Genomic DNA, 26,755 nt, shown 5'->3' with positions numbered 1-26,755 from the left:
TCACGACAAGACATCCCATTTTCGAAGCAAACGGACACGTCCGTGGCCACGAATCGAGTGTTAAAACAATACTTCGGAAGGGAATCGGCGGGAAGATGTGTGCCAAAAAATAAGGGCGACGCATTTGTCAATGCGACGCCCTCTAGATGTTGTGGATATTGATCTCGTGATTAATATCGGTAGTGGTCGGCCTTGAATGGGCCCTGTGGCTTCACGCCGATGTAGGCGGCCTGTTCTTCCGAAAGCTGCGTCAGCTTCACGCCAAGCTTGTCGAGATGAAGGCGTGCAACTTTCTCATCGAGATGCTTCGGCAGGATGTAGACCTGGTTCTGGTACTGGCCGGGCTTGGTGAAAAGCTCGATCTGGGCCAGCGTCTGGTTGGTGAAGGACGCGGACATGACGAAGGACGGATGGCCGGTGGCGTTGCCGAGGTTGAGCAGGCGACCTTCAGACAGAAGGATGATGCGGTTGCCCTTCGGGAACTCGATGAGGTCGACCTGCGGCTTGATGTTGGTCCACTTGAGGTTACGCAGTGCCGCAACTTCGATTTCGTTGTCGAAGTGGCCGATGTTGCCGACGATTGCCATGTCCTTCATCTGACGCATGTGGTCGATGCGGATGACGTCCTTGTTGCCGGTCGTGGTGATGAAGATGTCTGCTGAAGACACCACGTCTTCGAGAGTGACGACTTCGAAACCGTCCATGGCAGCCTGCAGCGCGCAGATCGGATCCACTTCCGTGACCTTGACGCGGGCGCCAGCGCCCTGGAGCGAAGCAGCCGAGCCCTTGCCGACGTCGCCGTAGCCGCAGACGACGGCGACCTTGCCTGCCATCATCACGTCGGTGCCGCGGCGGATGCCATCGACTAGCGATTCCTTGCAGCCGTACTTGTTGTCGAACTTCGACTTGGTGACCGAGTCGTTGACGTTGATCGCCGGGAAGGGCAGGAGGCCCTTCTGGCTCAACTGATACAGACGGTTCACGCCGGTCGTGGTTTCTTCGGTTACGCCCTTGATCGCATCGCGCTGCTTGGTGAACCAGCCCGGCGAAGCGGCAAGACGCTTCTTGATCTGTGCGAAAAGGATTTCTTCTTCTTCGGAATGCGGCTTGGAGAGCACGTCCTCGCCGGCTTCGGCGCGGGCGCCGAGAAGGATGTACATGGTGGCGTCGCCGCCGTCATCGAGGATCATGTTGGAGAGGCCGCCATCGGCCCACTGGAAGATCTTGTCAGTGTAGACCCAGTAGTCTTCCAGCGACTCGCCCTTGATGGCGAAAACCGGAACGCCGGCAGCAGCGATTGCGGCTGCGGCATGATCCTGCGTCGAGAAGATGTTGCACGAAGCCCAGCGGACTTCGGCGCCGAGCGCGACCAACGTCTCGATGAGAACGGCCGTCTGGATCGTCATGTGCAGCGAGCCGGTGATGCGCGCGCCCTTCAGCGGCTTTGCTTCGCCGAATTCGGCGCGGCAGGCCATCAGGCCCGGCATCTCGGTTTCTGCGATCGTGATTTCCTTGCGGCCGAAGTCCGCGAGGCCGATGTCGGCGACGACATAATCTTTTTCAGTGCTCATTGGGTTCTCCAGGCTGAAAAGCGGATCAAAATTCGAAGGCGCAAGCGTATGTGCGCCAGAAAGCATCCACGCGGCATGCGCGGCTAGGATGGCCGTTTAGCAGGCTTCCATGACGAAGGCAATAATGATATAAAGAAGTCTTTATATGTTTATATGAGCGGCAAGCAGCTCAAATTTCCTCGCCGAACCGGTTCTGGATCAGTTCGTCGAGAGCATCAAGCGCCTGTGCGGCCTGATTGCCGCTGGCGGAGACTAGGACGCTGGAACCGGGGCTCGCGGCCAGCATCATCAATCCCATGATCGATGTCCCGCCGACCGTCATTCCGTCTTTCGATACGGTGATCGCGGCATCGAAATTCTCGACCAGCTGTACGAACTTTGCCGAAGCGCGTGCGTGCAGTCCGCGCTTGTTGATGATCAGAATTTCTCGGGAGAGTGCCGTCATGGGCGCAATGTGCTCACTATTTGCCGCTGAGGACGCGGCTGGCGACGTTGATGTATTTCCGTCCGGCTTCGGACGCTTCGACAAGTGCCTTTTCCATATTGTTCTCGCCGCGTACCCCGGCAAGTTTGATCAGCATCGGCAGATTCATGCCAGCGATGACTTCGGTGTGGCCACTGCTCATGACGGATATTGCCAGGTTGGAGGGGGTGCCCCCGAACATGTCGGTGAGGATGACGACTCCGTGGCCGTCGTCGGCGCGTGACACTGCTTCCAGGATGTCTTGTCGCCTTTGATCCATGTCGTCTTCGGGACCGATACAGACCGTTTCGATGAATTTCTGAGGACCGACGACATGTTCGACCGCATGACGAAACTCTTCAGCCAGCTTGCCATGAGTGACAAGCACAAGTCCGATCATGATATTACTGCTCCTAGTGGCGTATGCAAACGGTGGCCCCAATATCGCAATGCAGCAATCGCGTCCACCGTGGGGGCACATCTTGGCGATGAAAAGCCGAAGTGCAAGACAAAAATACGACTTTTAGGGCAGGATTTGCCAATTTCGCGGGCATTACTGGCCAATATCGGGCGCTTTTGCCATCAGTATCGCCAGCGGCAACGGAGTATTCGCCAGCAACCGAATGACCGGCAGATTTATGCTGCCAGCAATAGTTGTCTGCTCTCCTTCCGGCGGCAACCGTTTCTCTCCCGACGCGCTTGCGGGAAGCACAGCGTAATGCATCACGGCGCTTGCAATATGAGGTACTCGGACGATGCCGGTGCCGCGGAGTTCGATCAAACCGCAGATCGACGCGGGGCAGGTCGCAATCACGGTTTCGTCTCCTTTGGAGATGAGCACCTGATCGTCGGCGACGAGCACGGAATAGATGCCCATGCGCTGTGCTTCATTGATGCAGGCGAAGGCCAGCATCGACTTTCCCCAGCCGGAGGGACCCATGAAGAGAAGGCCGGTCGTGCCGACGACGATGGCCGTTGCGTGGATGTTTGAAGGCGCGCCCGTCATAGGGTGGTATCGGCGGGAAGAGCGAGAATGAAGCGTGCTCCAAGCAGCTTCTCGCTCTCGGGATCGATAATGTTCTCCGCGCGCAGCGAACCACCATGCGCTTCGGCAATCTGGCGACTGATCGATAGGCCGAGGCCCGAATTCTGCCCGAAGCCTTCCGACTCCGGTCGGTCGGTATAGAAGCGCTCGAAGATGCGATCGATATTTTCTGCCTGGATGCCAGGGCCGTTGTCTTCGATATAGACAATGCAGCGCGAGCGGGTTCTGACCAGCCGCACGGTGATCTTGCCATCGTGTTCAGGAACGAAGGAGCGGGCGTTCTCGATGAGGTTGGTGACGACCTGCCCGATGCGCAAGTCGTGGCCGTTTACCACGAAGCGCGTCTTGACGCCCGGTTTGCGCTCGATCGCGAATTCGATCTGCACTTCCTTTTTGCGATTGCGGATTTGCCGCGACACGTCGATGAGGTCGCGAAGCAAAATCTCCAGATCGACCGAACCTGCATCGACCCGCGCCAGTTCCGCATCGAGGCGGGAGGCGTCGGAAATGTCGCTGATCAGGCGGTCGAGGCGGCGAACATCGTGCTGGATAACATCGAGAAGCCGCTTTTTGGACTCGTCCGTTTTGGCGAGCGGTAGCGTCTCGACGGCGCTGCGAAGCGACGTCAGCGGGTTCTTCAGTTCGTGGCTGACGTCGGCCGCAAAGCTTTCGATCGCGTCGATGCGATCGTAGAGAGCCGTCGTCATCTCGCGCAGAGCAATGGAAAGGTTACCGATCTCGTCCTGACGTGCCGAAAAGTCCGGGATTTCCTCGCGCTCCTTCGCGCCACGGCGGACACGAATGGCGGCCGCCGACAGACGCCGCAAGGGATTGGCGATCGTCGACGAGAGGACGAGAGACAAGAGAACGTTGACGAGGGTCGCGACCCCGAACACGCGCATGATGCCCAGGCGCTCGGCGTGGACGATGTTGTCGATATCTCCGGCCTGCGTCGACAATAGCAGCACGCCAAGGACGGCGCGGAAGCGCTGGATCGGAACGGCGACCGACACGATCAGCTCGCCCTTCTCGGTGGTGCGAACCACAGCGCCGCGCACGCCGGTCAGCGCGTTCATCACTTCCGGATAAATAGAGCCGTCGCCGCCCGGGGCTTCCTTGTAGAGAGGCAGATTTCCAGGCTGCAGGACCTTGTTGAAGATGGTCGTGAACCACTGGCCCCAGGTCTGTTCTTCGTCATCGACCGGCGGCAGATCAAAGCGCAGGACCTGACCGCGTGAATAGAGGTGGCGCGAATCGAGCAGCAGGTTGGCGTCAGCGTCGAAAATACGCGCCCGGGTTCTGGTCGGCGAAATCAGACGGCGCAGGACCGGCGCGACCTTCTCCGGATCGATCGGGAACTCGAGGTCCTCGTCGTTGGGAACTGGCGTAATGCTCTGCCCGGCCTGCAATTCGAGCAGCTTTTCCGGGTCGATGGTGATCGAGTTGGTGTCGACTGAGGCCGAGGCCGAGACGGCACCGGCGATAATTTCGCCCTGCGTCAGAAGGCTTTCGACGCGGGCATCGATCAGCCCTTCGCGAAACTGATTGAGATAGAGAATGCCACCGACGAGAACGACAAGCGCCGCGAGATTGAAGAACAGGATGCGACGCGTCAGGCTCGAAAAGACGGCGTTGCCGAAGATGCGGCGGATGATCGTGAAGGGATGCGACCAACGGCGTCCCCTGACGCGGCGGCTGCTTACGCCTTCCGCCTCATCCAGATCCCTTTCCTGCACCAACTGCGCCAACGATAGGCCCTTTCGGAGAGCGGGTCGCTTTCGCGATCACCACTCTCGACAATTCTCAGATGCCGCGCCGCTTGGGCGTCAGGCTGCTTCGCGGAAGCGGTATCCCACTCCGTAAAGCGTTTCAATCATATCAAAGTCGATATCGACCATCTTGAATTTCTTGCGAAGCCGCTTGATGTGGCTGTCGATGGTGCGATCGTCGACATAGACCTGCTCGTCATAAGCCGCGTCCATCAGCGCGTCACGGCTTTTGACGACCCCCGGACGCTGGGCCAACGAATGCAGGATGAGGAATTCGGTGACCGTTAGCGTCACCGGCTCGCCTTTCCAGGTGCAGGTGTGGCGTTCCTGGTCCATGACCAGCTGACCGCGCTCGAGTGAGCGAGCGAGCTGTTGTGCCGTGCCCGGCTTTGGAGCGGCACCGCCGGCTGCTGCGGCAGCCTCGCGGCTCGATGCACGGCGCAGAACAGCGCGCACCCGCTCGACCAGCAGGCGCTGTGAGAATGGCTTGGTAATAAAGTCATCCGCGCCCATCTTCAGGCCGAACAGCTCATCGATCTCCTCATCCTTGGAAGTGAGGAAGATGACCGGCATGTCGGATTTCTGTCGCAGGCGGCGCAGGAGTTCCATGCCGTCCATGCGCGGCATCTTGATGTCGAAGATGGCAAGCTGCGGCGGGCGGGCGAGAAGACCATCGAGGGCGGAAGCGCCGTCCGTATAAGTCTCGACCTTATATCCTTCAGCCTCAAGTGCGATCGACACCGAGGTGAGGATGTTGCGGTCGTCATCAACGAGCGCGATTGTCGGCATGGTATTCGTCTCCGTCATCTATGCGCGTCTCCAGGAATTTTGAAGGTCCCCCAGGCGGCCTTTCTGAACCGGATGCGCTTATGGGGATAAAGGTGGAACAAATTGTGGCAAAGATAAAGGGTGGGATTGTCGCAAAGTTTTGAAGACAACCAAAAGCTGTGTTGTCAATTTGACGAGCGACTTCTGATTCAAACGATTTAAAATAAAGCGGAAAAATTTAAATCGATTAATAGTTTGATATTACTACATTTTATTGATTTTCGGCTCTTGCGTTTTAAAAAGCCAGCCCGTACGGTCAGCCTCAGTTCTTAACGGCACGAGCCTCAAGGGAAGGGAAAGACCATGGAGCTGTTCGGAGTCCACAACCCGGCGATAGAGCTGGCGACGATCGGTTTGGGGAGTGCAAACAGCGCTCGCTATAACTTCACCGCCGCCTCCCTCTATGAAGAATCGATTCGCCGGGGTGAGGCTGAGCTGACCGCCCATGGCGCCTTGCGGGCCCTGACGGGCCAGCACACCGGCCGTTCGCCGAGGGACAAGTTCGTCGTACGTGACGCCAAAACCGATGGCGAGATCTGGTGGGACAACAACAAGCCGATGTCGCCGGAGCACTTCGCGCTGTTGAAGCAGGACATGCTCGCGCATGCCGCCGGCAAGGATCTGTTCGTTCAGGACCTCATCGGAGGTGCTGACGAAAACAACGCGCTGCCGACCCGTGTCGTCACGGAGCTGGCCTGGCATTCGCTGTTCATTCGTAACCTGCTGATCCGCCCAGAGCGCCCGACGCTCGAATCCTTCGTCCCGAAGCTGACGATCATCAACCTGCCGACCTTCAAGGCCGATCCAGCGCGTTACGGCTGCCGCACCGAAACGGTCATCGCTTGCGACCTGACGAATGGCGAAGTGCTGATCGCCGGCACCTTCTATGCCGGCGAGATGAAGAAGTCGGTCTTTACCGTGCTGAATTACCTGCTCCCGGCAAAGGGCGTCATGCCAATGCACTGCTCGGCCAATGTCGGTCCGGCTGGGGATTCCGCTGTCTTCTTCGGCCTTTCGGGCACCGGCAAGACGACGCTTTCGGCGGATCCTGCCCGCACGCTGATCGGCGACGACGAGCACGGGTGGGGTGAGGATGGCATCTTCAACTTCGAAGGCGGCTGCTACGCCAAGACGATCCGTCTCTCGGCGGAAGCGGAACCGGAAATCTACGCAACGACGCAGCGCTTCGGTACGATTCTCGAAAACGTCGTTCTGAACGATGAACGCGAACCCGACTTCAACGACGGCTCGCTGACGGAGAACACACGCTGCGCCTACCCACTGGATTTCATTCCGAACGCCTCCAAGACCGGCCTCGCCGGTCACCCGAAGACAATCATCATGCTGACGGCCGATGCCTTCGGCGTCATGCCGCCGATCGCCAAGCTGACGCCGGATCAGGCCATGTACCACTTCCTTTCCGGGTACACCGCCAAGGTGGCCGGTACCGAACGGGGCGTGACCGAGCCGGAGGCGACGTTCTCGACTTGCTTCGGCGCGCCGTTCATGCCACGCCATCCGTCGGAATACGGCAATTTGCTGAAGGATCTGATCGGTCGCCACGGCGTTGAATGCTGGCTCGTCAACACGGGCTGGACCGGCGGGGCTTACGGCACCGGCAAGCGGATGCCGATCAAGGCGACCCGCACGCTGCTGGCCGCAGCACTCTCGGGTGAGCTCGGCAAGGCAGACAGCCGCGTCGACCCGAACTTCGGCTTTGCTGTTCCCGTTGTGGTGCCGGGCGTTGACACGGCCATCCTCGATCCACGTTTTACGTGGCAGGATCCGGTCGCCTATGATGCGCAGGCTAGCAAGCTCGTGACGATGTTCATCGAGAACTTCGCGAAGTTCGAAGGCCACGTGGATGGCGGGGTGCGCGATGCGGCTCCGGGGTTTCGCGCCGCCGCTGAATGATGCGCCAAAACATTGATGATTCACGTGAAACCCGGCGGTCTCCGCCGGGTTTCTTTGTCTGTTCCCAAGGGCCGGCCGATGTGAGATAGAAAATGTATGGCCAGCGAACCGCTTTACATCAACGATCGAATCATCATCGCCGGGTGGGAGTTGACCGAGCAGTTCGTTCTGGCGGGCGGCCCCGGCGGGCAGAACGTCAACAAGGTCTCGACAGCAGTCCAGCTCTTCTTCAACATCCCAAACTCACCGTCCTTGACGGAGCGGGTGAAAGCGAATGCCGTGAAACTGGCCGGGAAGCGCCTCTCGAAAGAGGGCGTGTTGATGATCGAGGCAAGCCGCTTTCGCAGCCAGGATCGCAACCGCGAAGACGCGCGCGAGCGGCTGAAGGAACTGATTCTCGAGGCGGCAAAACCGCCACCGCCACCGCGCAAGAAAACCAAGCCGACAAAGGGGTCGGTCGAGCGCCGGCTGAAGGAGAAATCGGGCCGTGCGGAGGTGAAGAAGATGCGCGGGCGACCGCTCGGAGATTGATATGCTGAAGCTTCCGAACGGCGTCAGTCATCGTCCTGATTATCTGGACCGGCCGCGACAGCAGGCTTTGGTGGATATTGTCAGGTCGATCGTGGCGGATGCGCCGCTCTTCGTGCCCGTCATGCCTGGCACCGGCAAGCCGATGTCAGTGCGCATGACGAATTGCGGACCGCTCGGCTGGGTAACCGACAAGGAGCGCGGCTATCGCTATCAGCCGACCCACCCCGTTACGGGCAAGCCCTGGCCGGACATGCCTGTGGAATTGATCGAGATCTGGAACGACGTCTCTGGCTATGACAAGCCGCCACAGGCCTGCCTCGTCAACTTCTACTCCGACGAGGCCCGCATGGGACTGCATCAGGACAAGGATGAACAGGACCTTGCAGCGCCTGTTGTGTCGATCTCGCTCGGCAATAGCTGCCTGTTTCGCGTCGGTGGCCTCGCGCGCGACGACCGCACGCTTTCCTTCAAGCTCTCAAGCGGCGATGTCGTGATCTTGGGTGCGGAAGGGCGCCTTTGCTTCCATGGCGTCGACAGGATCTATCCATCGACGTCGACCTTGCTGAAGAATGGCGGCCGGATCAATCTGACGCTTCGCCGGGTAACGGCCTAGAGCTTCCTCAATGCGACCTGTTCTATCAGGTGATTGTTGCCCTTGCGCAGGATAAGGTCGGCACGCGGGCGCGTCGGGAGGATGTTTTCCCGCAGGTTCTTCAGGTTGATGTTTTCCCAGAGGCCTTCGGCAATCGTCAGCGCTTCCTCCTCGCTGATCGAGGCATAGCGGTGGAAGAAGGAGTGGGGATCGCGAAACGCCGTTTCGCGCAGCCGCAGGAAACGCGTCACATACCAGTCGTGAATCCGACTTTCATCCGCATCGATGTAGATCGAGAAGTCGAAGAAGTCGGAAACCATCGGAACGATCTTGCCGCCAGCCGGCAGGTCGCGCGACTGCAGCACGTTGATGCCCTCGAAGATCAGAATATCCGGCCGATCGACGATCTTGTACTCGTTCGGCAGCACGTCATAGACAAGATGCGAATAGGACGGTGCCTTGACGTTCGGCTGCCCAGCCTTGATCGCGGCCAGGAAACGCAGGATCGCGCCGGTGTCGTAGCTCTCGGGAAAACCCTTGCGCTGCATCAGGTTTTCACGCTGCAGCACGGCATTCGGGTGCAGGAAGCCGTCCGTGGTGACAAGATCCACCTTTGGACTGGACGGCCAGCGCGACAGCAGTTCCTTCAGGATACGGGCGGTCGTCGATTTGCCGACAGCCACGGAGCCGGCGATGCCGATCACGAAGGGAGTCTTCGCGACGTTGGAGAGGCTGAGGAAGCGATTGCGCTGCTCGAACAGCAGCTGCGAGGATTCCACATGCGCCGACAGAAGGCGCGACAGCGACAGATAGATGCGCCGCACTTCATCGAGGTCGATAGGGTCGCCCATGGAGCGAAGCCGCTTGACCTCGTCCCCCTTCAGGGTGAGCGGCGTATCCGCCCGGAAGCGCGCCCATTCCTCGGAAGAAAAGAAGTGATAGGGCGAATAGGCATTCGCCTGAAAATGATCGAGCGTTTCGGGCGCTCCGATGAGCTGTCTTGCGATACTCATGAACTTTGCCGGCTCGCCTTTTCTTTCAGGCCGGATTGAGCGGTACGGCGCTCAAGCTCCGCCATGACACTTTGCAACGGAATGCCTGCGACCTTCAATACGACCAATAGGTGATAGAGCAGGTCGGCGGCTTCATAGGTAAGGTTTTCGCGGTCATCGGCGATCGCTGCAATCACGGTCTCGATCGCCTCTTCGCCGAGTTTCTTGGCCGCTTTTGGCTGACCGGCAGAAACGAGCTTTGCCGTCCAGGATTCTTCCGGAGAGGCCTTCGATCGCGCATCGACGATCTTTTCCAGGTCTGCGAGGGTAAATTCGCTCATGATTCCGCTTTCCACTCAGTCCAGACGCATGTCGATGCCGCACGACGACATATAGCGCTTCGCTTCCCCGACGGAATAGGTACCAAAGTGGAAGATCGAAGCAGCCAGAACGGCATTGGCATGTCCTTGCTTGACCCCGGCCACGAGGTCATCGAGGTCGCCGACGCCGCCCGAAGCTATCACCGGCACCCGAACCGAATCCGCTATGGCACGCGTCAGTTCGAGATCGTAGCCGACCTTCGTCCCGTCCCGGTCCATTGAGGTAACAAGCAGCTCGCCGGCGCCACGCTCGACCATTTTCCGAGCGAAATCCACGGCATCGATGCCGGTCGCATTTCGGCCACCATGCGTATAGATCTCCCAGGCGCTGACATCCCCTTGGACAGGCACTGTCCGCCGCTTGGCGTCGATCGAGACGACGATGCATTGGTCGCCGAACTTGTCGGCGGCCTCCGCAACGAAATCCGGATTGTTGACGGCGGCCGAGTTGATAGAGATCTTGTCCGCGCCACAAAGCAGCAGCTTGCGAATGTCAGCGATGGTGCGAACGCCGCCGCCGACGGTGACAGGCATGAAGCATTGCTCGGCGGTGCGAGCGACGACATCGAAGATCGTCTCGCGATTGTCCGAGGAAGCGGTAATGTCGAGAAAGCAAAGTTCGTCGGCGCCGGCGGCATCGTAGGCCTTGGCGGCCTCGACCGGGTCTCCGGCATCTACCAGATTGACGAAGTTGACACCCTTGACGACGCGGCCGTCCTTGACGTCGAGGCAGGGAATGACGCGAGCCTTGAGGGTCATTGTGCAGTCTCCTTTGCGCGTGCGGCTGAAATCAGCGCCAGCGCTTCTTGCGGGTCGATGCGTCCATCATAGAGCGCGCGGCCGGAAATCGCACCCTCGAGCTTGCGTGCGTCGGGCTCGAGCATCCGCTTCACGTCCTCGATCGAAGCAAGGCCGCCGGACGCGATGACGGGGATCGATACGGCTTCGGCAAGCTCGAGCGTCGACGACCAGTTGATGCCTGCAAGGATGCCGTCGCGGTCGATGTCGGTGTAGATGATCGCGGCAACGCCGGCGCCCTCGAACTTCTTCGCGAGCTCGATGACGCCGAGCTCGGAGGCCTCGGCCCAACCCTCGACCGCGACTTTGCCGCCCTTGGCATCGATTCCGACAGCAACACGGCCGGGAAACCTCTTGCAGGCTTCAATCACGAGCGCCGGATCGCGCACGGCGATCGTTCCGAGAATGACGCGGGCAAGGCCGCGCGACAGCCAATTCTCGATATGGTCGAGTGTACGGATGCCGCCACCAAGCTGAACGGGGTTCTTCGTTGCCTTCAGGATCGCGTCGACAGCAGCGCCGTTGACGCTTTCGCCAGCAAAGGCGCCATTCAAGTCAACGACATGCAGCCATTCGAATCCCTGGTCTTCAAAGGCCTTCGCCTGAGCTCCTGGATCGGGATTGTAGACGGTTGCCTGGTCCATATCGCCAAGCTTGAGGCGAACGCACTGCCCATCCTTGAGGTCAATTGCGGGAAATAGGATCATTCTGTCAGTCCTTGCAATGCGCGAGCTCAAGGCTTCCAGCGCAGGAAATTGGCAATCAGGGCGAGGCCGAGCTTCTGGCTCTTTTCGGGATGGAACTGGGCTCCGGCCATGTTGTCGCGACCGACGAAGGCGGTGATCGGGCCGCCGTAATCGGCCGTCGCGAGCACGTCGGCGGGGTTTTTCGCCGCCAGATGGTAGGAATGCACAAAATAGGCATGCAGCCCGTTCGGCCCCGTCGGAATGCCGTCGAACAACGGGTGGGGGGATTTCAGATCCAGCGTATTCCAGCCGATCTGTGGAATCTTCAGATTGGCATCACCTGGCGTCATTTCGACGACATCGCCGGGTATCCAGCCAAAGCCATCCGTGACGGTCTTCTCGAGACCGCGCGATGACATCAACTGCATGCCGACGCAAATACCAAGGAAGGGCCGGGCCTTCTTCTCAACCACATCGATCAGAGCGTCCGACATGCCGGAAACGGCATCGAGGCCGCGTCGGCAGTCGGCATAGGCGCCAACACCCGGCAGCACCACGCGATCGGCGGCGGATACAACCTCGGCCTTGTCGGTCAGATCGATCGAGGCATCGATGCCGACTTCCCGTGCGGCCCGTTCGAAGGCCTTCGTCGCCGAACGCAGGTTGCCGGAACCGTAGTCTATAATTGCGACGCGCATTCAGCGTCCTCCATCAAAACCAAAGAGACCGAGCGAGGTGGCGTTGCCGTGTCGCGGGGCATGGGCTGCGGGATCCCATTGCGGCGACGGCGCCGGGCGGCTGTCGCCGGCGTCGGTCTGGACATTCAAAAAGTAGATTTCTTCTGCGGTCTGTAGCGAGTCGGCGGAAACGAGGTCGGCCTCAGCCCAGCCCTTCGCAACCAGATTGCGGATGCGAAGATTCTGGCCCTCGAGCGCCACCAGCAGACTGGTGCCGAAGGTGATCGCAACGCCGACGGGCCAGAGGTCTGCGCGGTCTGCCAGCGCACCGCCAAGGCTTTGCAGGAGAAATGCCGCGATGGCGTAGAGCCACAGCCGGTGGAAGGCCAGCCATATCCAGGGGAAGAGAAACCCGAGCACGGTAAAACCGTCGCGAATGAAGCGCGTCTTCTCGTGGTTGGAGTCTGTTCCGCTAGGCGCAGTCAGAACCAAATAGCTGGAAGTCATGTCGTCAAGCTCCCTCAGGGGGCTCAGACGAGCGTGCCCTTCGTCGAGGGAACACGGCCCGCCTGTCTCGGATCGATCTCTGTCGCCGTACGCAGCGCGCGGGCAACGGCCTTGAAGCACGTCTCTGCAATATGGTGGTTGTTGGCACCATAATGGTTGAGAATATGCAAGGTGATGCCGGCGTTCTGGGCAAGCGCCTGGAAGAATTCGCGAACGAGTTCGGTGTCGAACGTGCCGATCTTCGGCGCGCTGAAGGTGACGTTCCAGACAAGGAAGGGGCGACCGGAGAGGTCGACGGCTGCCTTCGTCATCGTCTCGTCCATGGCGAGGTCGATCGATGCATAGCGCGTGATGCCGCGGCGGTCGCCGAGTGCCTTGGCAATCGCCTGGCCGATCGCGATACCGGTGTCTTCCACTGTATGGTGGTCGTCGATATGGAGATCGCCCTTGGTCTCGATTTCCATGTTGATCAGCGAATGTCGTGACAGCTGGTCGAGCATATGGTCGAAGAAGCCGACGCCAGTCGAAATTTTCGACTTTCCGGTGCCGTCGAGATTGACGGAAACGGAAACCGAAGTCTCGTTCGTCTTGCGGGACACGGTACCCGTGCGGCTTGCTGCGGTCTCGGCCATAAGGCTGCTCCATCGGGAAATACGGGCGTTCCTTATCAGGCGTGCCGCGAAATATCCAGAACCGCGGCAGCAGAAAAAGACGCCATTTGCAATCGGCATTCACGCACTTACATAGGGCTCGACAGGGCCGGCGTTCGGCCCGACACAACAAGCCCGGCAGACGGGCAAAGGTGAATAGATGACAACGATTATTACAGTTCGAAAGGGCGGTAAGGTCATCATGGCCGGCGATGGTCAGGTAAGCCTCGGCCAGACCGTGATGAAGGGCAACGCCCGCAAGGTGCGGCGCATCGGCAAGGGCGAGGTCATTGCCGGTTTCGCAGGCGCCACTGCGGATGCGTTCACGCTCCTCGAACGCCTCGAAAAGAAGCTCGAGCAATATCCGGGGCAGCTGATGCGCGCCGCCGTCGAGCTTGCCAAGGATTGGCGCACGGACAAGTATCTCCGCAACCTCGAAGCCATGATGCTCGTCGCTGACAAGCAGGTGACGCTGGCGATAACAGGCAACGGCGATGTTCTCGAGCCGGAGCACGGCGCCATGGCGATCGGTTCGGGTGGCAATTATGCGCTCGCTGCGGCCCGCGCCCTGATGGACACAGACAAATCCGCCGAAGAGGTCGCGCGTCGCGCCCTCGATATTGCCGCCGATATTTGCGTCTACACGAACCATAATGTGGTGGTGGAAACGCTCGACGCCGAAGCTTGACCCGGTTTCAAAGATTCACGCCCCGATGGGATATTCGATATGACCACATTTTCCCCCCGCGAGATCGTTTCCGAACTTGACCGCTACATCATCGGCCAGCATGAGGCCAAGCGCGCGGTGGCAATCGCGCTGCGCAACCGTTGGCGTCGCCACCAGCTCGATCCGGATCTACGCGACGAAGTGATGCCAAAGAACATCCTGATGATCGGCCCGACCGGTGTCGGCAAGACGGAAATCTCTCGCCGTCTCGCCAAGCTGGCGGGCGCGCCCTTCATCAAGGTTGAAGCGACCAAGTTCACCGAAGTCGGTTACGTCGGACGCGACGTGGAGCAGATCATCCGCGATCTCGTCGAGGTCGGCATCGGGCTCGCACGCGAGAAGAAGCGGAGCGAGGTGCAGGCAAAGGCGCATATGAGCGCCGAGGAACGCGTTCTCGATGCGCTCGTCGGCGCCACGGCCTCGCCGGCGACCCGTGACAGCTTCCGCAAGAAGCTGCGCAACGGTGAACTTGATGACAAGGAGATCGATATCGAGATCGCCGACACCGGTACCGGCATGGGTGGCTTCGACATTCCCGGCATGCCGGGCGCAAATATCGGCGTGCTCAACCTCTCCGAAATGTTCGGGAAGGCGATGGGTGGCCGCACCAAGAAGGTCCGCACGACGGTCAAGGCATCCTACACGGATCTGATCCGCGACGAGTCCGACAAGCTGATCGACAACGAAGTTATCCAGCGCGAGGCGGTTCGTGCGGTCGAGAATGACGGCATCGTCTTCCTCGACGAGATCGACAAGATCGCCGCTCGCGACGGCGGCATGGGTGCCGGCGTTTCGCGCGAAGGCGTGCAGCGCGACCTGCTTCCCCTGGTCGAAGGAACGACGGTCTCGACGAAGTACGGGCCGGTGAAGACGGACCACGTCCTTTTCATCGCCTCCGGCGCATTCCATGTCTCCAAGCCGTCCGATCTGTTGCCGGAATTGCAGGGTCGTCTGCCGATCCGCGTCGAACTGCGCGCGCTCACAAAGGAAGACTTCCGCCGTATCCTGACGGAAACCGAGGCGAGTCTCATCAGGCAGTACAAGGCGCTGATGGAAACGGAAGGCCTCACCCTCGAATTCACTGACAATGGCATTGATGCCCTGGCTGATGTGGCCGTCCACTTGAATTCGTCTGTCGAAAACATCGGCGCCCGTCGCCTTCAGACCGTCATGGAGCGCGTTCTGGACGAAATCTCCTTCAACGCTCCGGATCGCGGCGGCTCGACCGTGACGATTGACGCCGACTACGTCCGCGAGCACGTCGGTGACCTGGCGCAGAACACAGATCTGTCCCGGTTCATTCTGTGATGAACAAGCATCGGGTCCTGTCCTTACTGATGTGACGCCGCGATTTTGACAGCTTAGACTCTCGACAGCGGGCCCTTTACTTTTTAGTGAAGGGCTCGTCTCGTTATCGGCGCCAGCATTATTCGGCCAAGATTGTGGTCCAGTCAGCGCGCTTCGCGACAATGCCAAAATGATGGGAATGCTGATCGTGCGACGCCTTCTGACAAGCCTCCTGATTGCTGCTGCGGTGCTGACCTCGGTGCCTGCTTTTGCCATGCAGGTGGTGCCGTCAGGTAATCGTCATGCCGAGCAACCGGATGTTCCGGACGCCTCGGTTCGTCGCACCAAAGGCACGAAGAGCTCGTTCGATCGGAAATACGAGAAGGTCCGTGACCTCTTGGCCACGGATCACGAACTGATGGGCAAGATCAAGAAAGTTTCGGCCGCTTATGGCATCGACCCGATCCACGTGGTCGGTGCGATCGTCGGCGAACATACCTACAATGTCGACGCCTATGACCGCCTGCAATCCTATTACGTGAAGGCCGCTTCCTATGCCGGCCAGAGCTTCCGTTTCGCCTATGATGGCGAGGACGTGGACGATTTCGTCAAGCGGCCGGAGTTTGCCGAATGTAGCGGCAAGGGCGATTCCTACACGTTGTGGAGCTGCCGTGAGGACGTCTGGGAAAGGGACTTCCGAGGCAAGACGGTCGGTGGCAAGAGCTACCCGAACAACCGCTTCAGTGCCGTCTTCTTTCAGCCCTTCTACGCTGGTCAGACCTTCGGCCTCGGCCAGATCAACCCGCTGACCGCGCTGATGCTCTCGGATCTCGTCTCCAAGGTCTCAGGTTATGAAAAGCTGAACGAGAGGGACGCCGGTGCCGTCTACAAGGCAATCATGGAGCCCGATATCTCGCTAGCCTTCGTCGCTGCCTCCATCCGCCGCTCGATCGACGATTACAAACAGATCGCCGACATGGACATTTCCAAGAATCCGGGCCTGACCGCCACCCTTTATAATGTCGGCAATTCGCGCCAGCGCGCGGCGGCCCTGGCGGCCAAAAACCGCGCTTCAGGCGAAACCGTCTGGCCGGAGGAAAACTATTACGGCTGGTTGGTCAACGACAAGCTGGACGAGTTGGAGCGCCTGCTCTAGCTTCCGCCTTGCCGGGAAGAGTTTAGAATCTTCCGCGAAAGGCTGAATTCTCATGGACATGCGTCCGGATCCCTTTGAGCCGCCGGCACCGTTGCCCCGCACGGTGCCACCGAGCCGCCTTGAGATCATCCGCACCATCCTGCGCAATCCGCTGGAGCTCTGGGGCGAGCCTTCCTACACGCTGCCGTGGATCCAGACACGGTTCTTTCGGGAAAGAACCCTGATCGTCAACGATCCCGGTTTGATCCGCCATGTTCTCGTCGACAATGCCACGAATTACCGCATGTCGGATATTCGCCAACTCATCTTGCGCCCGATCCTGCGTGACGGTCTGCTGACGGCGGAAGGAGAGGTTTGGAAGCGATCCCGCAAGGCGGTATCACCGGTCTTCACGCCGCGCCACGCAAACGGCTTCGCCGGGCAGATGCTTCGCCAGTCCGAGGACTACGCAACAAAATACGAATCCGCTGGCAGAGACGGCAAGGTCTTCGAGATTGCCGCCGACATGACGGAACTGACCTTCGCCATGCTCGCCGATACGCTGTTCTCAGGCGAGATCGTCACCTCCTCCGATAGCTTTGCCGACGATGTAAACGCACTCCTCCACCGCATGGGGCGCGTCGACCCGATGGATCTCCTGCGCGCGCCCTCATGGGTTCCGCGCGTCACCCGCATTGGCGGTCAGAAGGTGCTGGACAAGTTCCGAAACATCGTGCGCCAGACCATGGATGCTCGGCTCGCGCGTATGCAAGCCGATCGAGCCTCCGCGCCGGACGACTTTTTGACCTTGCTCCTTGATCAGGCTGCAACCGGCGGGCTGACGAACGACGAGATCGAAGACAATATTCTCACCTTCATCGGCGCGGGCCACGAAACGACGGCGCGGGCGCTCGCCTGGACGCTCTATTGCGTCGCCAACACGCCGCACATCCGCGAGGCGATGGAGGAGGAGATCGATCGCGTGCTGGCCCAGGATGTCGAGCCGGTAAAATGGCTCGATCTGATGCCTTACACGCGCGCCGCCTTCGAGGAGGCGCTGCGGCTCTATCCGCCGGCGCCGTCGATCAATCGCGCCGCCATCGCCGCCGATCGCTGGACCGATGCGAAAGGCGAAACGGTCGAGATCGAGGCCGGAGTTACCGTTCTCATCATGCCGTGGACGCTCCATCGTCACGAGCTCTATTGGGACAAGCCACGCGCCTATATCCCGGAACGGTTCCTGCCGGAGAATCGCGCCAAGATCGGGCGTTTCCAGTTCCTCCCGTTCGGCGCGGGTCCGCGGGTCTGCATCGGCGCGACCTTTGCCCTGCAGGAGGCTGTTATCGCTCTGGCCGTGCTGATGCACCGGTTCCGCTTCGATATGACGGACAAGACAAGGCCATGGCCGGTTCAGAAACTGACGACGCAGCCGCAAAATGGCCTGCCGATGCGCGTCACGCCGCGGTCTTTGTCCGTAGCGGCATAAATCTTTCGAATTATTGCATAATTGACTATGAATGAAAGCCGCGCAAAGTGGCAGCATGAAAAAGCTGCCGTGGTCTTGGGAGACATTGAATGAGCCGCATCGATAAAAACGGTCTTGCTGTTGAAGCCGTCCTTCATGAGTTCCTGGTGAAGGAGGCGTTGCCCGGCCTGCAGATCGATGCCGACAAGTTCTTTGCAGATTTCTCGGCCATCGTTCACGATCTGGCTCCGCGCAATCGCGAACTGCTTACCAAGCGCGATGCACTTCAGCTTCGAATCGATGATTGGTACCGTCAGCATGGCGCGCCGACCGACATGGAAGCGTACCAGGCGTTTCTGCGGGATATCGGCTATATCCTGCCGGAAGGCTCCGATTTTCAGGTATCGACCGCCAACGTTGATCCCGAGATCGCCTCGATCGCCGGTCCGCAGCTCGTCGTTCCCGTCATGAATGCGCGCTATGCGCTGAACGCCGCCAACGCCCGCTGGGGCTCGCTCTACGATGCGCTTTACGGGACCGATGCGATTCCCGAGAGCGATGGCGCCGAAAAGGGCAAGAGCTACAATCCGAAGCGCGGCGAGAAGGTCATCGGCTGGGTTCGCAATTTCCTCGATACCGCTGCTCCGCTCGACAGCTGGAACTGGAAGGATGTCGCGACCTTTGCTGTCAAGGATGGTGCACTCGCCATCACTTCGACCGACGGCGAGCATGTTTCGCTGACCGATGCGGCGCATTTTGCCGGCTATCTGGGCGATGCCGCGGCGCCGACGCAGATCCTGTTAAAGAACAACGGCATCCATATCGACATCGTCATCGACGCCTCGACCGCGATCGGCAAGAGCGATCCGGCGCACATCTCCGACGTCTGGCTGGAATCGGCGATTACGACGATCATGGACTGCGAGGACTCAGTTGCAGCAGTTGACGCCGAAGACAAGGTCGTCGTCTATCGCAATTGGCTCGGCCTCATGAAGGGCGACCTGCAGGAGGAGGTGTCCAAGGGTGGCTCGAGCTTCATCCGCAAGCTCAATCCCGATTTGGAGTACAGCGGCCCGACCGGTACGCCCTTCGAAGTGCATCGCCGGTCGCTGATGCTCGTGCGCAACGTCGGCCATCTCATGACGAATCCCGCCATCCTCGATCGTGACGGCAACGAAGTGCCGGAAGGGATCATGGACGCCATGATCACCGGCATGATTGCGCTCTACGACGTCGGCCCCAATGGCCGGCGCAAGAATTCCCGCGCCGGTTCGGTCTATGTCGTCAAGCCAAAGATGCATGGACCCGAGGAAGTCGCCTTCGCTGCCGAGATCTTTTCGCGCGTCGAGGATGCCCTCGGCATGGCGCGCAATACCATCAAGATGGGCATTATGGACGAGGAGCGGCGCACTACCGTCAATCTCAAGGAGTGCATCCGCGCCGCCCGCGAACGCGTCGTCTTCATTAACACCGGTTTCCTGGACCGCACCGGCGATGAAATCCATACCTCGATGGAAGCCGGGCCGATGATCCGCAAGGGCGATATGAAGCAGGCTGCCTGGATCGGCGCCTACGAGAACTGGAACGTCGACATCGGCCTTGAATGCGGTCTTTCCGGCCATGCGCAGATCGGCAAGGGGATGTGGGCCATGCCGGATCTGATGGCGGCGATGCTGGAGCAGAAAATCGCGCACCCGAAAGCCGGCGCCAATACTGCCTGGGTTCCGTCCCCAACCGCTGCGACGCTGCACGCGACCCATTATCACCGCATCAACGTCGCCCGCGTTCAACAGGGTCTGAAGGACCGTGCGCGCGCCAAGCTCTCCGATATTCTTTCAGTCCCCGTAGCGGTTCGTCCGAATTGGACGCCGGAGGAAATCCAGCGTGAACTCGACAACAATGCCCAGGGCATTCTCGGTTACGTTGTCCGCTGGGTCGATCAGGGCGTTGGCTGCTCCAAGGTGCCCGACATCAACAATGTCGGACTTATGGAAGACCGCGCGACGCTGCGCATCTCCGCCCAGCATTTGGCCAATTGGCTGCATCATAAGGTCACGACCGAAGCGCAGATCGCCGAGACGATGAAGCGCATGGCCGCAGTCGTCGACCAGCAGAATGCATCCGATCCCGCCTACGTGCCAATGGCAACCGATTTCGACGGTTCGATCGCCTTCCAGGCGGCACTCGATCTTGTCTTGAAGGGCAGGGCACAGCCGAACGGCTATACCGAGCCTGTCCTCCATCGCCGCCGCCTCGAACTGAAGGGCAAGCAGGCTATCTAAGAACAAATCAATAGAAAATGCCGCCGAAACAATGTTCCGGCGGCCTTTCTAATACCCCATTTCGGCAACAGCTTACTGGATAACGATGACCTTCGAAGTCGTCTTGCCCGGACGTACGCGGCTGTAGAGGTCGATAACGTCCTGGTTCATCAGACGAATGCAGCCCGAGGAGGCCGCGGTGCCGATCGAAGCCCATTCCGGCGTGCCGTGCAGGCGGAAGAGGGTGTCCTGACCCTTTTCGTTGAAGAGATACATGGCGCGCGCGCCGAGCGGGTTGCTGAGGCCAGGGCCCATGCCCTCTTCGACATACTTGGCAACTTCCGGCTTGCGCTCGGCCATTTCCTTCGGCGGATGCCAGGTCGGCCATTCCTGCTTCCATGCGACATAGGCCGTGCCTGCCCAGGCGAAGCCCTGCTTGCCGACACCGATGCCGTAACGCATCGCCTTGCCGCCGGGCAGGATGTAATAGAGGAAGCGCTCGCGGGTGTTGACGATGATCGTGCCCGGACGCTCGGTGGTTTCGTAAGAGACGATCTGGCGGCGGAACTGCGGCTTGACCTTCTGGATCGGAATCGCCGGCAGCGAATATCCGGCATCCGTCGTCACGCCATAGGCGTCGTCAAAGATCTGCGCGGTCTGGACGGTCGGGCCCGGCACGGCCTTGTCTTCAACGGAGGCGCTCTCGGTAGTCGAAGAGCAACCGGCCAGAGCGAGCGTCGCCATCAGGCCGAATACAGGAAATGCATTGCGGATACGCATGGATGTCTCTTAGGAAATGGGCAAGGGGAAACGGTCTTTTGAACCATCTTTGATTATGGTTTATTTTCGATTAACTTTGCCTTTGCAAGCTGTTGCAGTGCGGCAAAATCAATACGCAGCGGCAAATTAGAAGCGCATGGTTTTTTTGCAACAACGCGCGCGCCAGACCTACGGTTATCCATGACGATTTTGAGTGTTTACAATAACAATCCGTTAATAGACGGCCGGCAGTCGGACAGAGCTATGCTCGTGCGGCGCGGGACTCAGATTTTACTTCATGAGATGCGTCACGCCGTGTTGCCGGAGCTGTCGCTTGCGAGCGGACGCCGGGCGGATCTGATCACCATTTCGGAGAAGGGCGAAATCTGGATCATCGAGATCAAGACCTCGATCGAGGACTTTCGCGTCGACCGCAAGTGGCCGGACTATCGCCTGCATTGTGATCGGCTGTTTTTTGCCACGCACAAGGATGTTCCGCTTGAGATTTTCCCCGAGGGCTGCGGGTTGTTTTTATCGGATGGCTACGGCGCGCATATGATCCGCGAGGCGCCCGAACATCGCCTTGCGCCAGCGACGCGTAAATCCGTGACGCTCAATTTCTCCCGCGTAGCCGCCCAGCGCCTGCTGATGGCCGAATGGGCAAACGGCAAGCCGTTTGACGTCGACGATATTTAGGGTTATTTCGGCGCGCGCTTGGCGAGGATCCGCTGCAGCGTGCGGCGATGCATATTGAGCCGCCGCGCGGTCTCCGAAACATTGCGCTCGCACATTTCATAGACCCGCTGGATATGCTCCCAACGCACACGGTCGGCTGACATCGGGTTTTCCGGTAGCTCTGCTTTCTCGCCCGCCCGCTGCGTCAGGGCGGCATAGACGTCGTCCGCATCGGCGGGCTTTGCCAGGTAATCGACCGCGCCGAGCTTCACAGCGGTAACGGCTGTTGCAATATTGCCGTAGCCGGTCAGAACGATGATCCGGGTATCGTCGCGGCGCTGGCGGATTGCCTCGATTACGTCCAGACCGTTGCCATCACCAAGCCGCAGGTCCACGACGGCATATTTCGGTGGATGGCTCTTGGACTTGGCAACACCTTCGGCGACTGACTCAGCTGTCTCGACCGTGAAGCCTCGTGTCTCCATCGCGCGCGCCAGACGGCGCAGGAAGGGACCGTCATCGTCAACGATCAGCAAGCTGGCGTCCGGACCGATATGATCCGCATTGGCGAGGGAGGAATCGTGGTCAAGCTCGTTCATATCTATCAATCCCGGCGGCTGCCCCGCCTGATATAAGTCAATTATTCAGCTTTTTCATTATGCCCATAGCGTCATTTTGTCGAATTCGCATCGATCAGCATGCGCGGCCATTCGACACGGACACGCGCTCCGGCGGCTTCCGGCATGCGGTTCTCGAAGACCAACGACGCGCCGGATCGTTCCAGGAGCGTCTTGGCGATAAAGAGGCCAAGTCCCAGCCCACCGGCCCGGTCCTCCCGTTGCCGCTTCGTGACGTAGGGCTCGCCGATCCGGGTCAGGATATCGGAAGAATAGCCCTCTCCATCGTCCTCGATGGTGATGCGGACCTTTCTCAGATCGTGTTCGACCGTGACCGTTACCTTGTCGCGCGCGTAGTCGACGGCGTTCTCGATCAGATTGCCGAGCCCGTACATGATGCCGGCATTGCGGTCGGTGATAGGCTCGCCCTTGCGCGGGCTCTTCTCGATGAGCTCGAGTTTGATCCCGAACTCCCTGTGCGGCGCCACGATCTCTTCCATCATGGATGAGAGCGGCAGCCGCCGAAGATGGGCCTCGCCCTCTGCCGAGAGCGTCGCCAGCCGCCGCAGGATGTCGCGGCAGCGCTCGCTCTGGCTCCGCAGGAGTTGCACGTCCTCGCGAAAGCGATCGTCATCCTTCAGTTCCCGTTCCATTTCCTTGGCAACCACGCTGATGGTGGCAAGCGGCGTTCCGAGTTCGTGTGCCGCTGCTGCGGCAAGACCGTCCAGCTGCGAAAGGTGTTTCTCCCGCTGCAGCACGAGTTCGGTTGCCGCCAGCGCGTCGGCGAGCTGGCTCGCCTCCATTGAGACCCGGTATGCATAGAAGGCGGCGAAGGCCATGGTCGATGCGATCGAGCACCAGACGCCGAACTGCATCACCGTGTGCACATTGATCTCGACCCCGTCGAACCACGGCAAGGGAAAGGGTGAAAAGGCAAGGATGGTGATGCAGACCATCGCAATGATAATGAGCACCGTGCTGAAGCGGATCGGCTGCGATGCGAAGGAAATGATCACGGGAACGCAGACGAGCGCGGCGAAGGGATTAGCAAGGCCGCCGGTGATGAAGAGCAGTGCGCAAAGCTGCAGTAGATCGAAACCGAGCAGTGCGAAGGCGGCGCCTGGGTAGAGCCGGTGCGTCGGCGGGTAGCGGATCATCAGGTAGAAGTTGACCGCCGCCAGCGCCGCGATCAGCAACCCGCAGGCAATAAGCGGAAGCGGAAACTTCAGCCAGAAGGCAACGATGAACACCGTCACGGCCTGGCCGCCGACGGCAAGCCATCTCAGCCGCACCAGCGTCTGCAGTCTCAGGCGCCTGCTGTTGTGCCTATCCTCTTCCGACGAACTTTCGACAGTATCGACCATTTGACATTCCTTGAGCCATGCTAGGGCTCATGTACCACGCGGTTTTGCCCTTGTCGTCGGCGGGGCGTCCTCCGGCCGTTCCGGCCAGGGGTGCTTGGGATAGCGGCCGCGCATGTCGGCGCGCACGTCCTTCCACGATCCGGCCCAGAAGCCCGGCAGGTCGCGTGTCGTCTGGATCGGCCGGTGCGCGGGCGACGTCAGTTCCAGAAGCAGCGGCAGCCTTCCGCCTCCAATTGCCGGGTGCTGCTTGAGGCCGAAGAGTTCCTGCACGCGGATCGTCAGAGTCGGCTCCTCGCCGTCGTACTGGATCGGATGCCGCTGTCCCGTCGGCGCTTCGAAATGCGTCGGGGCGAGGCGGGAAAGATCCCGCTGCAGCTCGTGCGGGATCAGCGCCATCAACCCGTTCGAAAGAGCAGACGAGGAAATGTCGGAAATCCCGCGAGCATCCGTCTGGTAGGGAACGAACCACTCGTCCAGCCGCGCAAGCAGTGCCTGGTCGCTGACATCAGGCCACGGATCGCCGATGTTGCGATGAAGAAAGCCGATGCGTTCACGCAGCTGCATGGCTTCCTTGGAAAAGGGCAGCAGTTCCAGCCCCAGCTCGCGCACGCCTTCCGCCAGCGCGCGGCTGACGGTTTCGCCGGTTGGACGCGGCAGTGGCGTCTCCTCGAAGACAATGGCGCCGAGCCGCGTCGCGCGCCGGGCTCTGACCTGCCGGCTCTGGCGGTCGAAGAAGACCTGATTGTCGGTGGAAATGGCGCCAGGTAGCTCTTCCTCGATCTCGCCACGCGAAACCTCTGCTGCAGCCAGAATTCGCCCCTGTGCCGCCCGGCCGGTCAAGTCGGCGATGACGAGCATCTGGGTGCCGGCAAGTCGCTCGGTTTCCGGCAGCTCCGCACCGCGCCCGTTCGCCATCAGGAATCGGCCTCTGCCGCCGCGTTGCAGCGCGATTCGGTCGGGAAAGGCGTGCAGCAGAAGGCGTCCCGCCTGGCTCGGTTCCGTTGACTTTGCGACATCGAGACCCTTGGCCAGTCGAGCCGCCAGCTGGCGCGCGCCCTCCGCGCGCTCACCTCGTTCCGACCGGAAGCGTCGCATCCGTTCCTCGAGGTCAATACCGGGACCACCGAGGCCCTGTTCGGTCAGCAGCACGGCAAGGGCGGCCGCATCTCTCGCTTGCCCCGTCTCGCCGGCTGAGATCACCATGGCGGCCAAACGTGGCGGCAGCGCAAGGTCACGCATCGTCCGTCCGCGCGCGGTGAGTGCGCCGTCCTTGTCAAGCGCGCCGAGTTGCAACAGGAGCGCGCGCGCCTCCGCCAGCGTCGTCTCCGGCGGCTGGTCGACGAAGGACAGCGCGCGGGCATCCTGAACGCCCCAGTGGGCAAGGTCGAGGACCAGGCCGGAGAGATCGCTGGAGAGAATCTGCGGCGGCGTGAAAGCCGGCAAGGCCGCGGTCTGTCCCTGATGCCAGAGGCGGATGGCGATGCCGGGCTCGGTTCGGCCGGCTCGCCCGGAACGCTGGTCGGCGGAGGCGCGAGAGACGCGCACCGTTTCCAGCCGTGTGATGCCGGTTGAGGCCTCGAACACCGGAAGCCGCTGCAAGCCGCTATCGATTACGATCCGTACGCCGTCGATGGTGATCGATGTCTCGGCAATCGAGGTGGCGAGCACGATCTTGCGCGTCCCGCCTTCGGCCGGTCGGATTGCCGCGTCCTGTTCTTTCTGTGTCAGGTTGCCGTAGAGGGGCGCAATCAGTGTCTCCGGCCCGAAGCGTCCTTGGAGCCGCTCCGCCGTGCGGGCGATCTCCGCCTGGCCGGGCAGGAAGGCGAGGATCGATCCGCTTTCACTGGCATGGGCGTCGACGATCGCACGCGTCATCGCATCCTCTATGCGTTCGCCGCCCGGCCGATCCTTGTAGCGGACGTCGATCGGATAGCTTCGCCCCATGCTTTCGATAACGGGCGGCTGGTCGAGAAGCGCAGCAACGCGCGCAACGTCAAGCGTCGCCGACATCACCAGCAGGCGCAGGTCGTCGCGCAAGGCGGATTGTACGTCGAGCGCCAACGCCAGGCCGAAGTCGGCGTCCAGCGAGCGTTCATGAAACTCGTCGAAGATGACGGTCGAGACACCCGAGAGTTCCGGATCCTCGAGGATCATGCGCGCGAACACGCCTTCGGTCACGACCTCGATGCGGGTCTTGGCGGAAACCCTGGTGTCGAGCCGCATGCGATAGCCGACCGTTTCCCCCACAGTCTCGCCAAGCAGCGAGGCCATGCGGCTGGCGGCCGCGCGTGCTGCCAGCCGCCGCGGTTCGAGAAGTACGATCTTGCCGTCGCCGCGCCAGTCCTGCCTCAACAGATAGAGCGGTACGAGTGTCGTCTTGCCAGCGCCCGGCGGCGCCGAAAGGACTGCGCGCCCCTGTGCACCGAGTGCTGCCCCGATTTCGGGAAGAACATGCGAAACCGGAAGCTCCGGCAAGGAAGTCATAGGGGTCACGTCGGTGTCTTCATTTCGTTGGCGGGAATGGTGCCGGCCCCCACCATTCAGGACAAGCGCCGGTCATTCCCCACGTGCCGGATCGAAAACGAACCTACCGGTGCTGCCCTATCGCGTGCAAGTCATGCCGACATTCGGACTGCGGCGGAGCCCAACAGCCCCAAATAACACAGCCCAAAGTGGTGGCGACCGAAACAGCACAGGCAGGGGTCGCCGCCTCGGCACCAAAAGCAATCCGAAACCTCGCTTCCAGAATATTTCTCAATCGAATCAATCTGTTACAAAAATGTCAAAAAACTTTGTCTGGCGCTGTTGACTTAGAAAAGGGGTAGGATCTATAAGCCCCCTCACTGAACGAGGGCGGCGGCGCTGCTGGCGACGAAGTCCTTCGCTCTCAAGTTTCTTTTAAGATTGGCTTNGNTGCTGATTGGTTCCTTGNNCTTTTTGGTTTGAGGCGAGGAAATTCGACCGGGGTATCTGGTCTGTTATTTGACAATTGAAGATGAGAAGAAAGAGAAACGTGGGCGGCGGAGCTTGCGGGACCGGAAGAGATTTCGGTTCTTTGAAAG

General features: G+C 60.3%; 26 protein-coding genes. 9 read left to right on the top strand and 17 right to left on the bottom strand.

Annotated features, from left to right (window positions below; translation table 11 throughout):
- Positions 1-170 precede the first annotated feature (170 nt).
- The 6 genes from ahcY to RHIBUN_RS0100105 form a co-directional block, all read right to left on the bottom strand.
- Positions 171-1,571: an adenosylhomocysteinase gene (ahcY, locus tag RHIBUN_RS0100130; protein ID WP_025657914.1), complete on the bottom strand. Its 1,401-nt coding sequence runs from the start codon at positions 1,569-1,571 to the stop codon at positions 171-173.
- Positions 1,572-1,740: 169 nt separating this feature from the next.
- Positions 1,741-2,016 carry an HPr family phosphocarrier protein gene (locus RHIBUN_RS0100125; protein ID WP_018859428.1) on the bottom strand — a complete coding sequence of 92 codons (276 nt, stop codon included), beginning with the start codon at positions 2,014-2,016 and terminating at the stop codon, positions 1,741-1,743.
- 16 nt (positions 2,017-2,032) lie between these two features.
- The gene (locus RHIBUN_RS0100120; protein WP_007528763.1) at positions 2,033-2,434 is read right to left on the bottom strand and encodes a PTS sugar transporter subunit IIA; all 402 of its coding nucleotides are present in this window, start codon (positions 2,432-2,434) and stop codon (positions 2,033-2,035) included.
- Between the two features lie 153 nt (positions 2,435-2,587).
- Positions 2,588-3,040: a serine kinase of the HPr protein, regulates carbohydrate metabolism gene (locus RHIBUN_RS0100115; RefSeq protein ID WP_018859429.1), complete on the bottom strand. Its 453-nt coding sequence runs from the start codon at positions 3,038-3,040 to the stop codon at positions 2,588-2,590.
- Complete coding sequence (locus RHIBUN_RS0100110; protein ID WP_245271617.1) at positions 3,037-4,800, bottom strand: sensor histidine kinase; 1,764 nt, start codon at positions 4,798-4,800, stop codon at positions 3,037-3,039. Before RHIBUN_RS0100110 ends, RHIBUN_RS0100115 begins: the two co-directional genes overlap by 4 nt.
- Before the next feature lie 105 nt (positions 4,801-4,905).
- Positions 4,906-5,637: a response regulator transcription factor gene (locus tag RHIBUN_RS0100105; protein WP_192241849.1), complete on the bottom strand. Its 732-nt coding sequence runs from the start codon at positions 5,635-5,637 to the stop codon at positions 4,906-4,908.
- A gap of 342 nt (positions 5,638-5,979) precedes the next feature.
- Here RHIBUN_RS0100105 and RHIBUN_RS0100100 point away from each other — a divergent pair, with 342 nt between their 5' ends.
- The 3 genes from RHIBUN_RS0100100 to RHIBUN_RS0100090 all read left to right on the top strand — a co-directional run bounded on the left by RHIBUN_RS0100100 (position 5,980) and on the right by RHIBUN_RS0100090 (position 8,734).
- The gene (locus RHIBUN_RS0100100) at positions 5,980-7,590 is read left to right on the top strand and encodes a phosphoenolpyruvate carboxykinase (protein ID WP_025657912.1); all 1,611 of its coding nucleotides are present in this window, start codon (positions 5,980-5,982) and stop codon (positions 7,588-7,590) included.
- 96 nt (positions 7,591-7,686) lie between these two features.
- Positions 7,687-8,121, top strand: coding sequence for an alternative ribosome rescue aminoacyl-tRNA hydrolase ArfB (gene arfB / locus RHIBUN_RS0100095; RefSeq protein WP_018859433.1), 435 nt, complete (start codon positions 7,687-7,689; stop codon positions 8,119-8,121).
- A 1-nt stretch (position 8,122) separates the two neighbouring features.
- On the top strand, positions 8,123-8,734 hold the full coding sequence (locus tag RHIBUN_RS0100090; RefSeq protein ID WP_025657911.1) for an alpha-ketoglutarate-dependent dioxygenase AlkB: 612 nt from the start codon (positions 8,123-8,125) through the stop codon (positions 8,732-8,734).
- Here RHIBUN_RS0100090 and coaA read toward each other — a convergent pair.
- From coaA to hisB, 7 genes are read right to left on the bottom strand one after another with little or no spacing between them, the layout of a single operon-like run.
- A complete protein-coding gene (gene coaA / locus RHIBUN_RS0100085; RefSeq protein WP_018859435.1) occupies positions 8,731-9,726 on the bottom strand; it encodes a type I pantothenate kinase in 996 nt (331 codons plus the stop codon). The two genes, RHIBUN_RS0100090 and coaA, sit on opposite strands and share 4 nt — an antisense overlap.
- Positions 9,723-10,046: a phosphoribosyl-ATP diphosphatase gene (locus RHIBUN_RS0100080; RefSeq protein WP_025657910.1), complete on the bottom strand. Its 324-nt coding sequence runs from the start codon at positions 10,044-10,046 to the stop codon at positions 9,723-9,725. The genes coaA and RHIBUN_RS0100080 overlap by 4 nt, the downstream gene beginning before the upstream one ends.
- A 15-nt stretch (positions 10,047-10,061) precedes the next feature.
- Positions 10,062-10,844, bottom strand: a complete 783-nt coding sequence (hisF, locus tag RHIBUN_RS0100075) for an imidazole glycerol phosphate synthase subunit HisF (protein WP_018859437.1) — start codon at positions 10,842-10,844, stop codon at positions 10,062-10,064.
- The gene (gene hisA, locus RHIBUN_RS0100070) at positions 10,841-11,590 is read right to left on the bottom strand and encodes a 1-(5-phosphoribosyl)-5-[(5-phosphoribosylamino)methylideneamino]imidazole-4-carboxamide isomerase (RefSeq protein WP_025657909.1); all 750 of its coding nucleotides are present in this window, start codon (positions 11,588-11,590) and stop codon (positions 10,841-10,843) included. Before hisA ends, hisF begins: the two co-directional genes overlap by 4 nt.
- A gap of 26 nt (positions 11,591-11,616) precedes the next feature.
- On the bottom strand, positions 11,617-12,267 hold the full coding sequence (hisH, locus tag RHIBUN_RS0100065; RefSeq protein ID WP_025657908.1) for an imidazole glycerol phosphate synthase subunit HisH: 651 nt from the start codon (positions 12,265-12,267) through the stop codon (positions 11,617-11,619).
- Entirely contained in the window at positions 12,268-12,753 is a 486-nt protein-coding gene (locus tag RHIBUN_RS0100060; protein WP_025657907.1) for a DUF2628 domain-containing protein, read from the bottom strand.
- Between the two features lie 23 nt (positions 12,754-12,776).
- Positions 12,777-13,385 (bottom strand): imidazoleglycerol-phosphate dehydratase HisB, encoded by a 609-nt coding sequence (gene hisB / locus RHIBUN_RS0100055; RefSeq protein ID WP_018859441.1) that lies wholly within the window; start codon positions 13,383-13,385, stop codon positions 12,777-12,779.
- Positions 13,386-13,563: 178 nt separating this feature from the next.
- On the opposite strand from hisB, the gene hslV reads away from it, so the two are divergent.
- From hslV to RHIBUN_RS0100030, 5 genes are all read left to right on the top strand, one after another.
- Positions 13,564-14,091, top strand: a complete 528-nt coding sequence (gene hslV / locus RHIBUN_RS0100050; RefSeq protein ID WP_018859442.1) for an ATP-dependent protease subunit HslV — start codon at positions 13,564-13,566, stop codon at positions 14,089-14,091.
- A 39-nt stretch (positions 14,092-14,130) separates the two neighbouring features.
- Entirely contained in the window at positions 14,131-15,438 is a 1,308-nt protein-coding gene (hslU, locus tag RHIBUN_RS0100045) for an ATP-dependent protease ATPase subunit HslU (protein WP_018859443.1), read from the top strand.
- 187 nt (positions 15,439-15,625) lie between these two features.
- Positions 15,626-16,573, top strand: a complete 948-nt coding sequence (locus RHIBUN_RS0100040) for a DUF1402 family protein (protein WP_025657906.1) — start codon at positions 15,626-15,628, stop codon at positions 16,571-16,573.
- A gap of 52 nt (positions 16,574-16,625) precedes the next feature.
- Entirely contained in the window at positions 16,626-18,038 is a 1,413-nt protein-coding gene (locus tag RHIBUN_RS0100035) for a cytochrome P450 (protein ID WP_025657905.1), read from the top strand.
- An 89-nt stretch (positions 18,039-18,127) separates the two neighbouring features.
- On the top strand, positions 18,128-20,299 hold the full coding sequence (locus RHIBUN_RS0100030; RefSeq protein WP_025657904.1) for a malate synthase G: 2,172 nt from the start codon (positions 18,128-18,130) through the stop codon (positions 20,297-20,299).
- 72 nt (positions 20,300-20,371) lie between these two features.
- Here the strand turns inward: RHIBUN_RS0100030 and RHIBUN_RS0100025 are convergent, their stop codons facing one another.
- Positions 20,372-21,058, bottom strand: a complete 687-nt coding sequence (locus RHIBUN_RS0100025) for a L,D-transpeptidase (protein WP_025657903.1) — start codon at positions 21,056-21,058, stop codon at positions 20,372-20,374.
- A gap of 180 nt (positions 21,059-21,238) precedes the next feature.
- Here RHIBUN_RS0100025 and RHIBUN_RS0100020 point away from each other — a divergent pair, with 180 nt between their 5' ends.
- Positions 21,239-21,733, top strand: coding sequence for an MmcB family DNA repair protein (locus RHIBUN_RS0100020; protein WP_025657902.1), 495 nt, complete (start codon positions 21,239-21,241; stop codon positions 21,731-21,733).
- Positions 21,734-21,735: 2 nt separating this feature from the next.
- Here the strand turns inward: RHIBUN_RS0100020 and RHIBUN_RS0100015 are convergent, their stop codons facing one another.
- The 3 genes from RHIBUN_RS0100015 to hrpB all read right to left on the bottom strand — a co-directional run bounded on the left by RHIBUN_RS0100015 (position 21,736) and on the right by hrpB (position 26,186).
- Complete coding sequence (locus RHIBUN_RS0100015) at positions 21,736-22,311, bottom strand: ActR/PrrA/RegA family redox response regulator transcription factor (protein ID WP_025657901.1); 576 nt, start codon at positions 22,309-22,311, stop codon at positions 21,736-21,738.
- A 71-nt stretch (positions 22,312-22,382) separates the two neighbouring features.
- Positions 22,383-23,693, bottom strand: a complete 1,311-nt coding sequence (locus RHIBUN_RS0100010; protein ID WP_025657900.1) for an ActS/PrrB/RegB family redox-sensitive histidine kinase — start codon at positions 23,691-23,693, stop codon at positions 22,383-22,385.
- Between the two features lie 27 nt (positions 23,694-23,720).
- A complete protein-coding gene (gene hrpB / locus RHIBUN_RS0100005) occupies positions 23,721-26,186 on the bottom strand; it encodes an ATP-dependent helicase HrpB (RefSeq protein WP_025657899.1) in 2,466 nt (821 codons plus the stop codon).
- Positions 26,187-26,755 lie beyond the last annotated feature (569 nt).

This window comes from Rhizobium sp. IBUN (assembly GCF_000510625.1).
GTDB lineage: Bacteria > Pseudomonadota > Alphaproteobacteria > Rhizobiales > Rhizobiaceae > Rhizobium > Rhizobium altiplani.
Note: the sequence above shows the minus strand (reverse complement) of the source record. Positions and strands in the feature narration are given on the sequence as shown.

Coding starts and splice junctions, on each gene's coding strand:
- ahcY (WP_025657914.1), bottom strand. CDS start 1,571: ATGAGCACTGAAAAAGATTATGTCGTCGCCGACATCGGCCTCGCGGAC.
- RHIBUN_RS0100125 (WP_018859428.1), bottom strand. CDS start 2,016: ATGACGGCACTCTCCCGAGAAATTCTGATCATCAACAAGCGCGGACTG.
- RHIBUN_RS0100120 (WP_007528763.1), bottom strand. CDS start 2,434: ATGATCGGACTTGTGCTTGTCACTCATGGCAAGCTGGCTGAAGAGTTT.
- RHIBUN_RS0100115 (WP_018859429.1), bottom strand. CDS start 3,040: ATGACGGGCGCGCCTTCAAACATCCACGCAACGGCCATCGTCGTCGGC.
- RHIBUN_RS0100105 (WP_192241849.1), bottom strand. CDS start 5,637: ATGCCGACAATCGCGCTCGTTGATGACGACCGCAACATCCTCACCTCG.
- RHIBUN_RS0100100 (WP_025657912.1), top strand. CDS start 5,980: ATGGAGCTGTTCGGAGTCCACAACCCGGCGATAGAGCTGGCGACGATC.
- arfB (WP_018859433.1), top strand. CDS start 7,687: ATGGCCAGCGAACCGCTTTACATCAACGATCGAATCATCATCGCCGGG.
- RHIBUN_RS0100090 (WP_025657911.1), top strand. CDS start 8,123: ATGCTGAAGCTTCCGAACGGCGTCAGTCATCGTCCTGATTATCTGGAC.
- coaA (WP_018859435.1), bottom strand. CDS start 9,726: ATGAGTATCGCAAGACAGCTCATCGGAGCGCCCGAAACGCTCGATCAT.
- RHIBUN_RS0100080 (WP_025657910.1), bottom strand. CDS start 10,046: ATGAGCGAATTTACCCTCGCAGACCTGGAAAAGATCGTCGATGCGCGA.
- hisF (WP_018859437.1), bottom strand. CDS start 10,844: ATGACCCTCAAGGCTCGCGTCATTCCCTGCCTCGACGTCAAGGACGGC.
- hisA (WP_025657909.1), bottom strand. CDS start 11,590: ATGATCCTATTTCCCGCAATTGACCTCAAGGATGGGCAGTGCGTTCGC.
- hisH (WP_025657908.1), bottom strand. CDS start 12,267: ATGCGCGTCGCAATTATAGACTACGGTTCCGGCAACCTGCGTTCGGCG.
- RHIBUN_RS0100060 (WP_025657907.1), bottom strand. CDS start 12,753: ATGACTTCCAGCTATTTGGTTCTGACTGCGCCTAGCGGAACAGACTCC.
- hisB (WP_018859441.1), bottom strand. CDS start 13,385: ATGGCCGAGACCGCAGCAAGCCGCACGGGTACCGTGTCCCGCAAGACG.
- hslV (WP_018859442.1), top strand. CDS start 13,564: ATGACAACGATTATTACAGTTCGAAAGGGCGGTAAGGTCATCATGGCC.
- hslU (WP_018859443.1), top strand. CDS start 14,131: ATGACCACATTTTCCCCCCGCGAGATCGTTTCCGAACTTGACCGCTAC.
- RHIBUN_RS0100035 (WP_025657905.1), top strand. CDS start 16,626: ATGGACATGCGTCCGGATCCCTTTGAGCCGCCGGCACCGTTGCCCCGC.
- RHIBUN_RS0100030 (WP_025657904.1), top strand. CDS start 18,128: ATGAGCCGCATCGATAAAAACGGTCTTGCTGTTGAAGCCGTCCTTCAT.
- RHIBUN_RS0100025 (WP_025657903.1), bottom strand. CDS start 21,058: ATGCGTATCCGCAATGCATTTCCTGTATTCGGCCTGATGGCGACGCTC.
- RHIBUN_RS0100020 (WP_025657902.1), top strand. CDS start 21,239: ATGACGATTTTGAGTGTTTACAATAACAATCCGTTAATAGACGGCCGG.
- RHIBUN_RS0100015 (WP_025657901.1), bottom strand. CDS start 22,311: ATGAACGAGCTTGACCACGATTCCTCCCTCGCCAATGCGGATCATATC.
- RHIBUN_RS0100010 (WP_025657900.1), bottom strand. CDS start 23,693: ATGGTCGATACTGTCGAAAGTTCGTCGGAAGAGGATAGGCACAACAGC.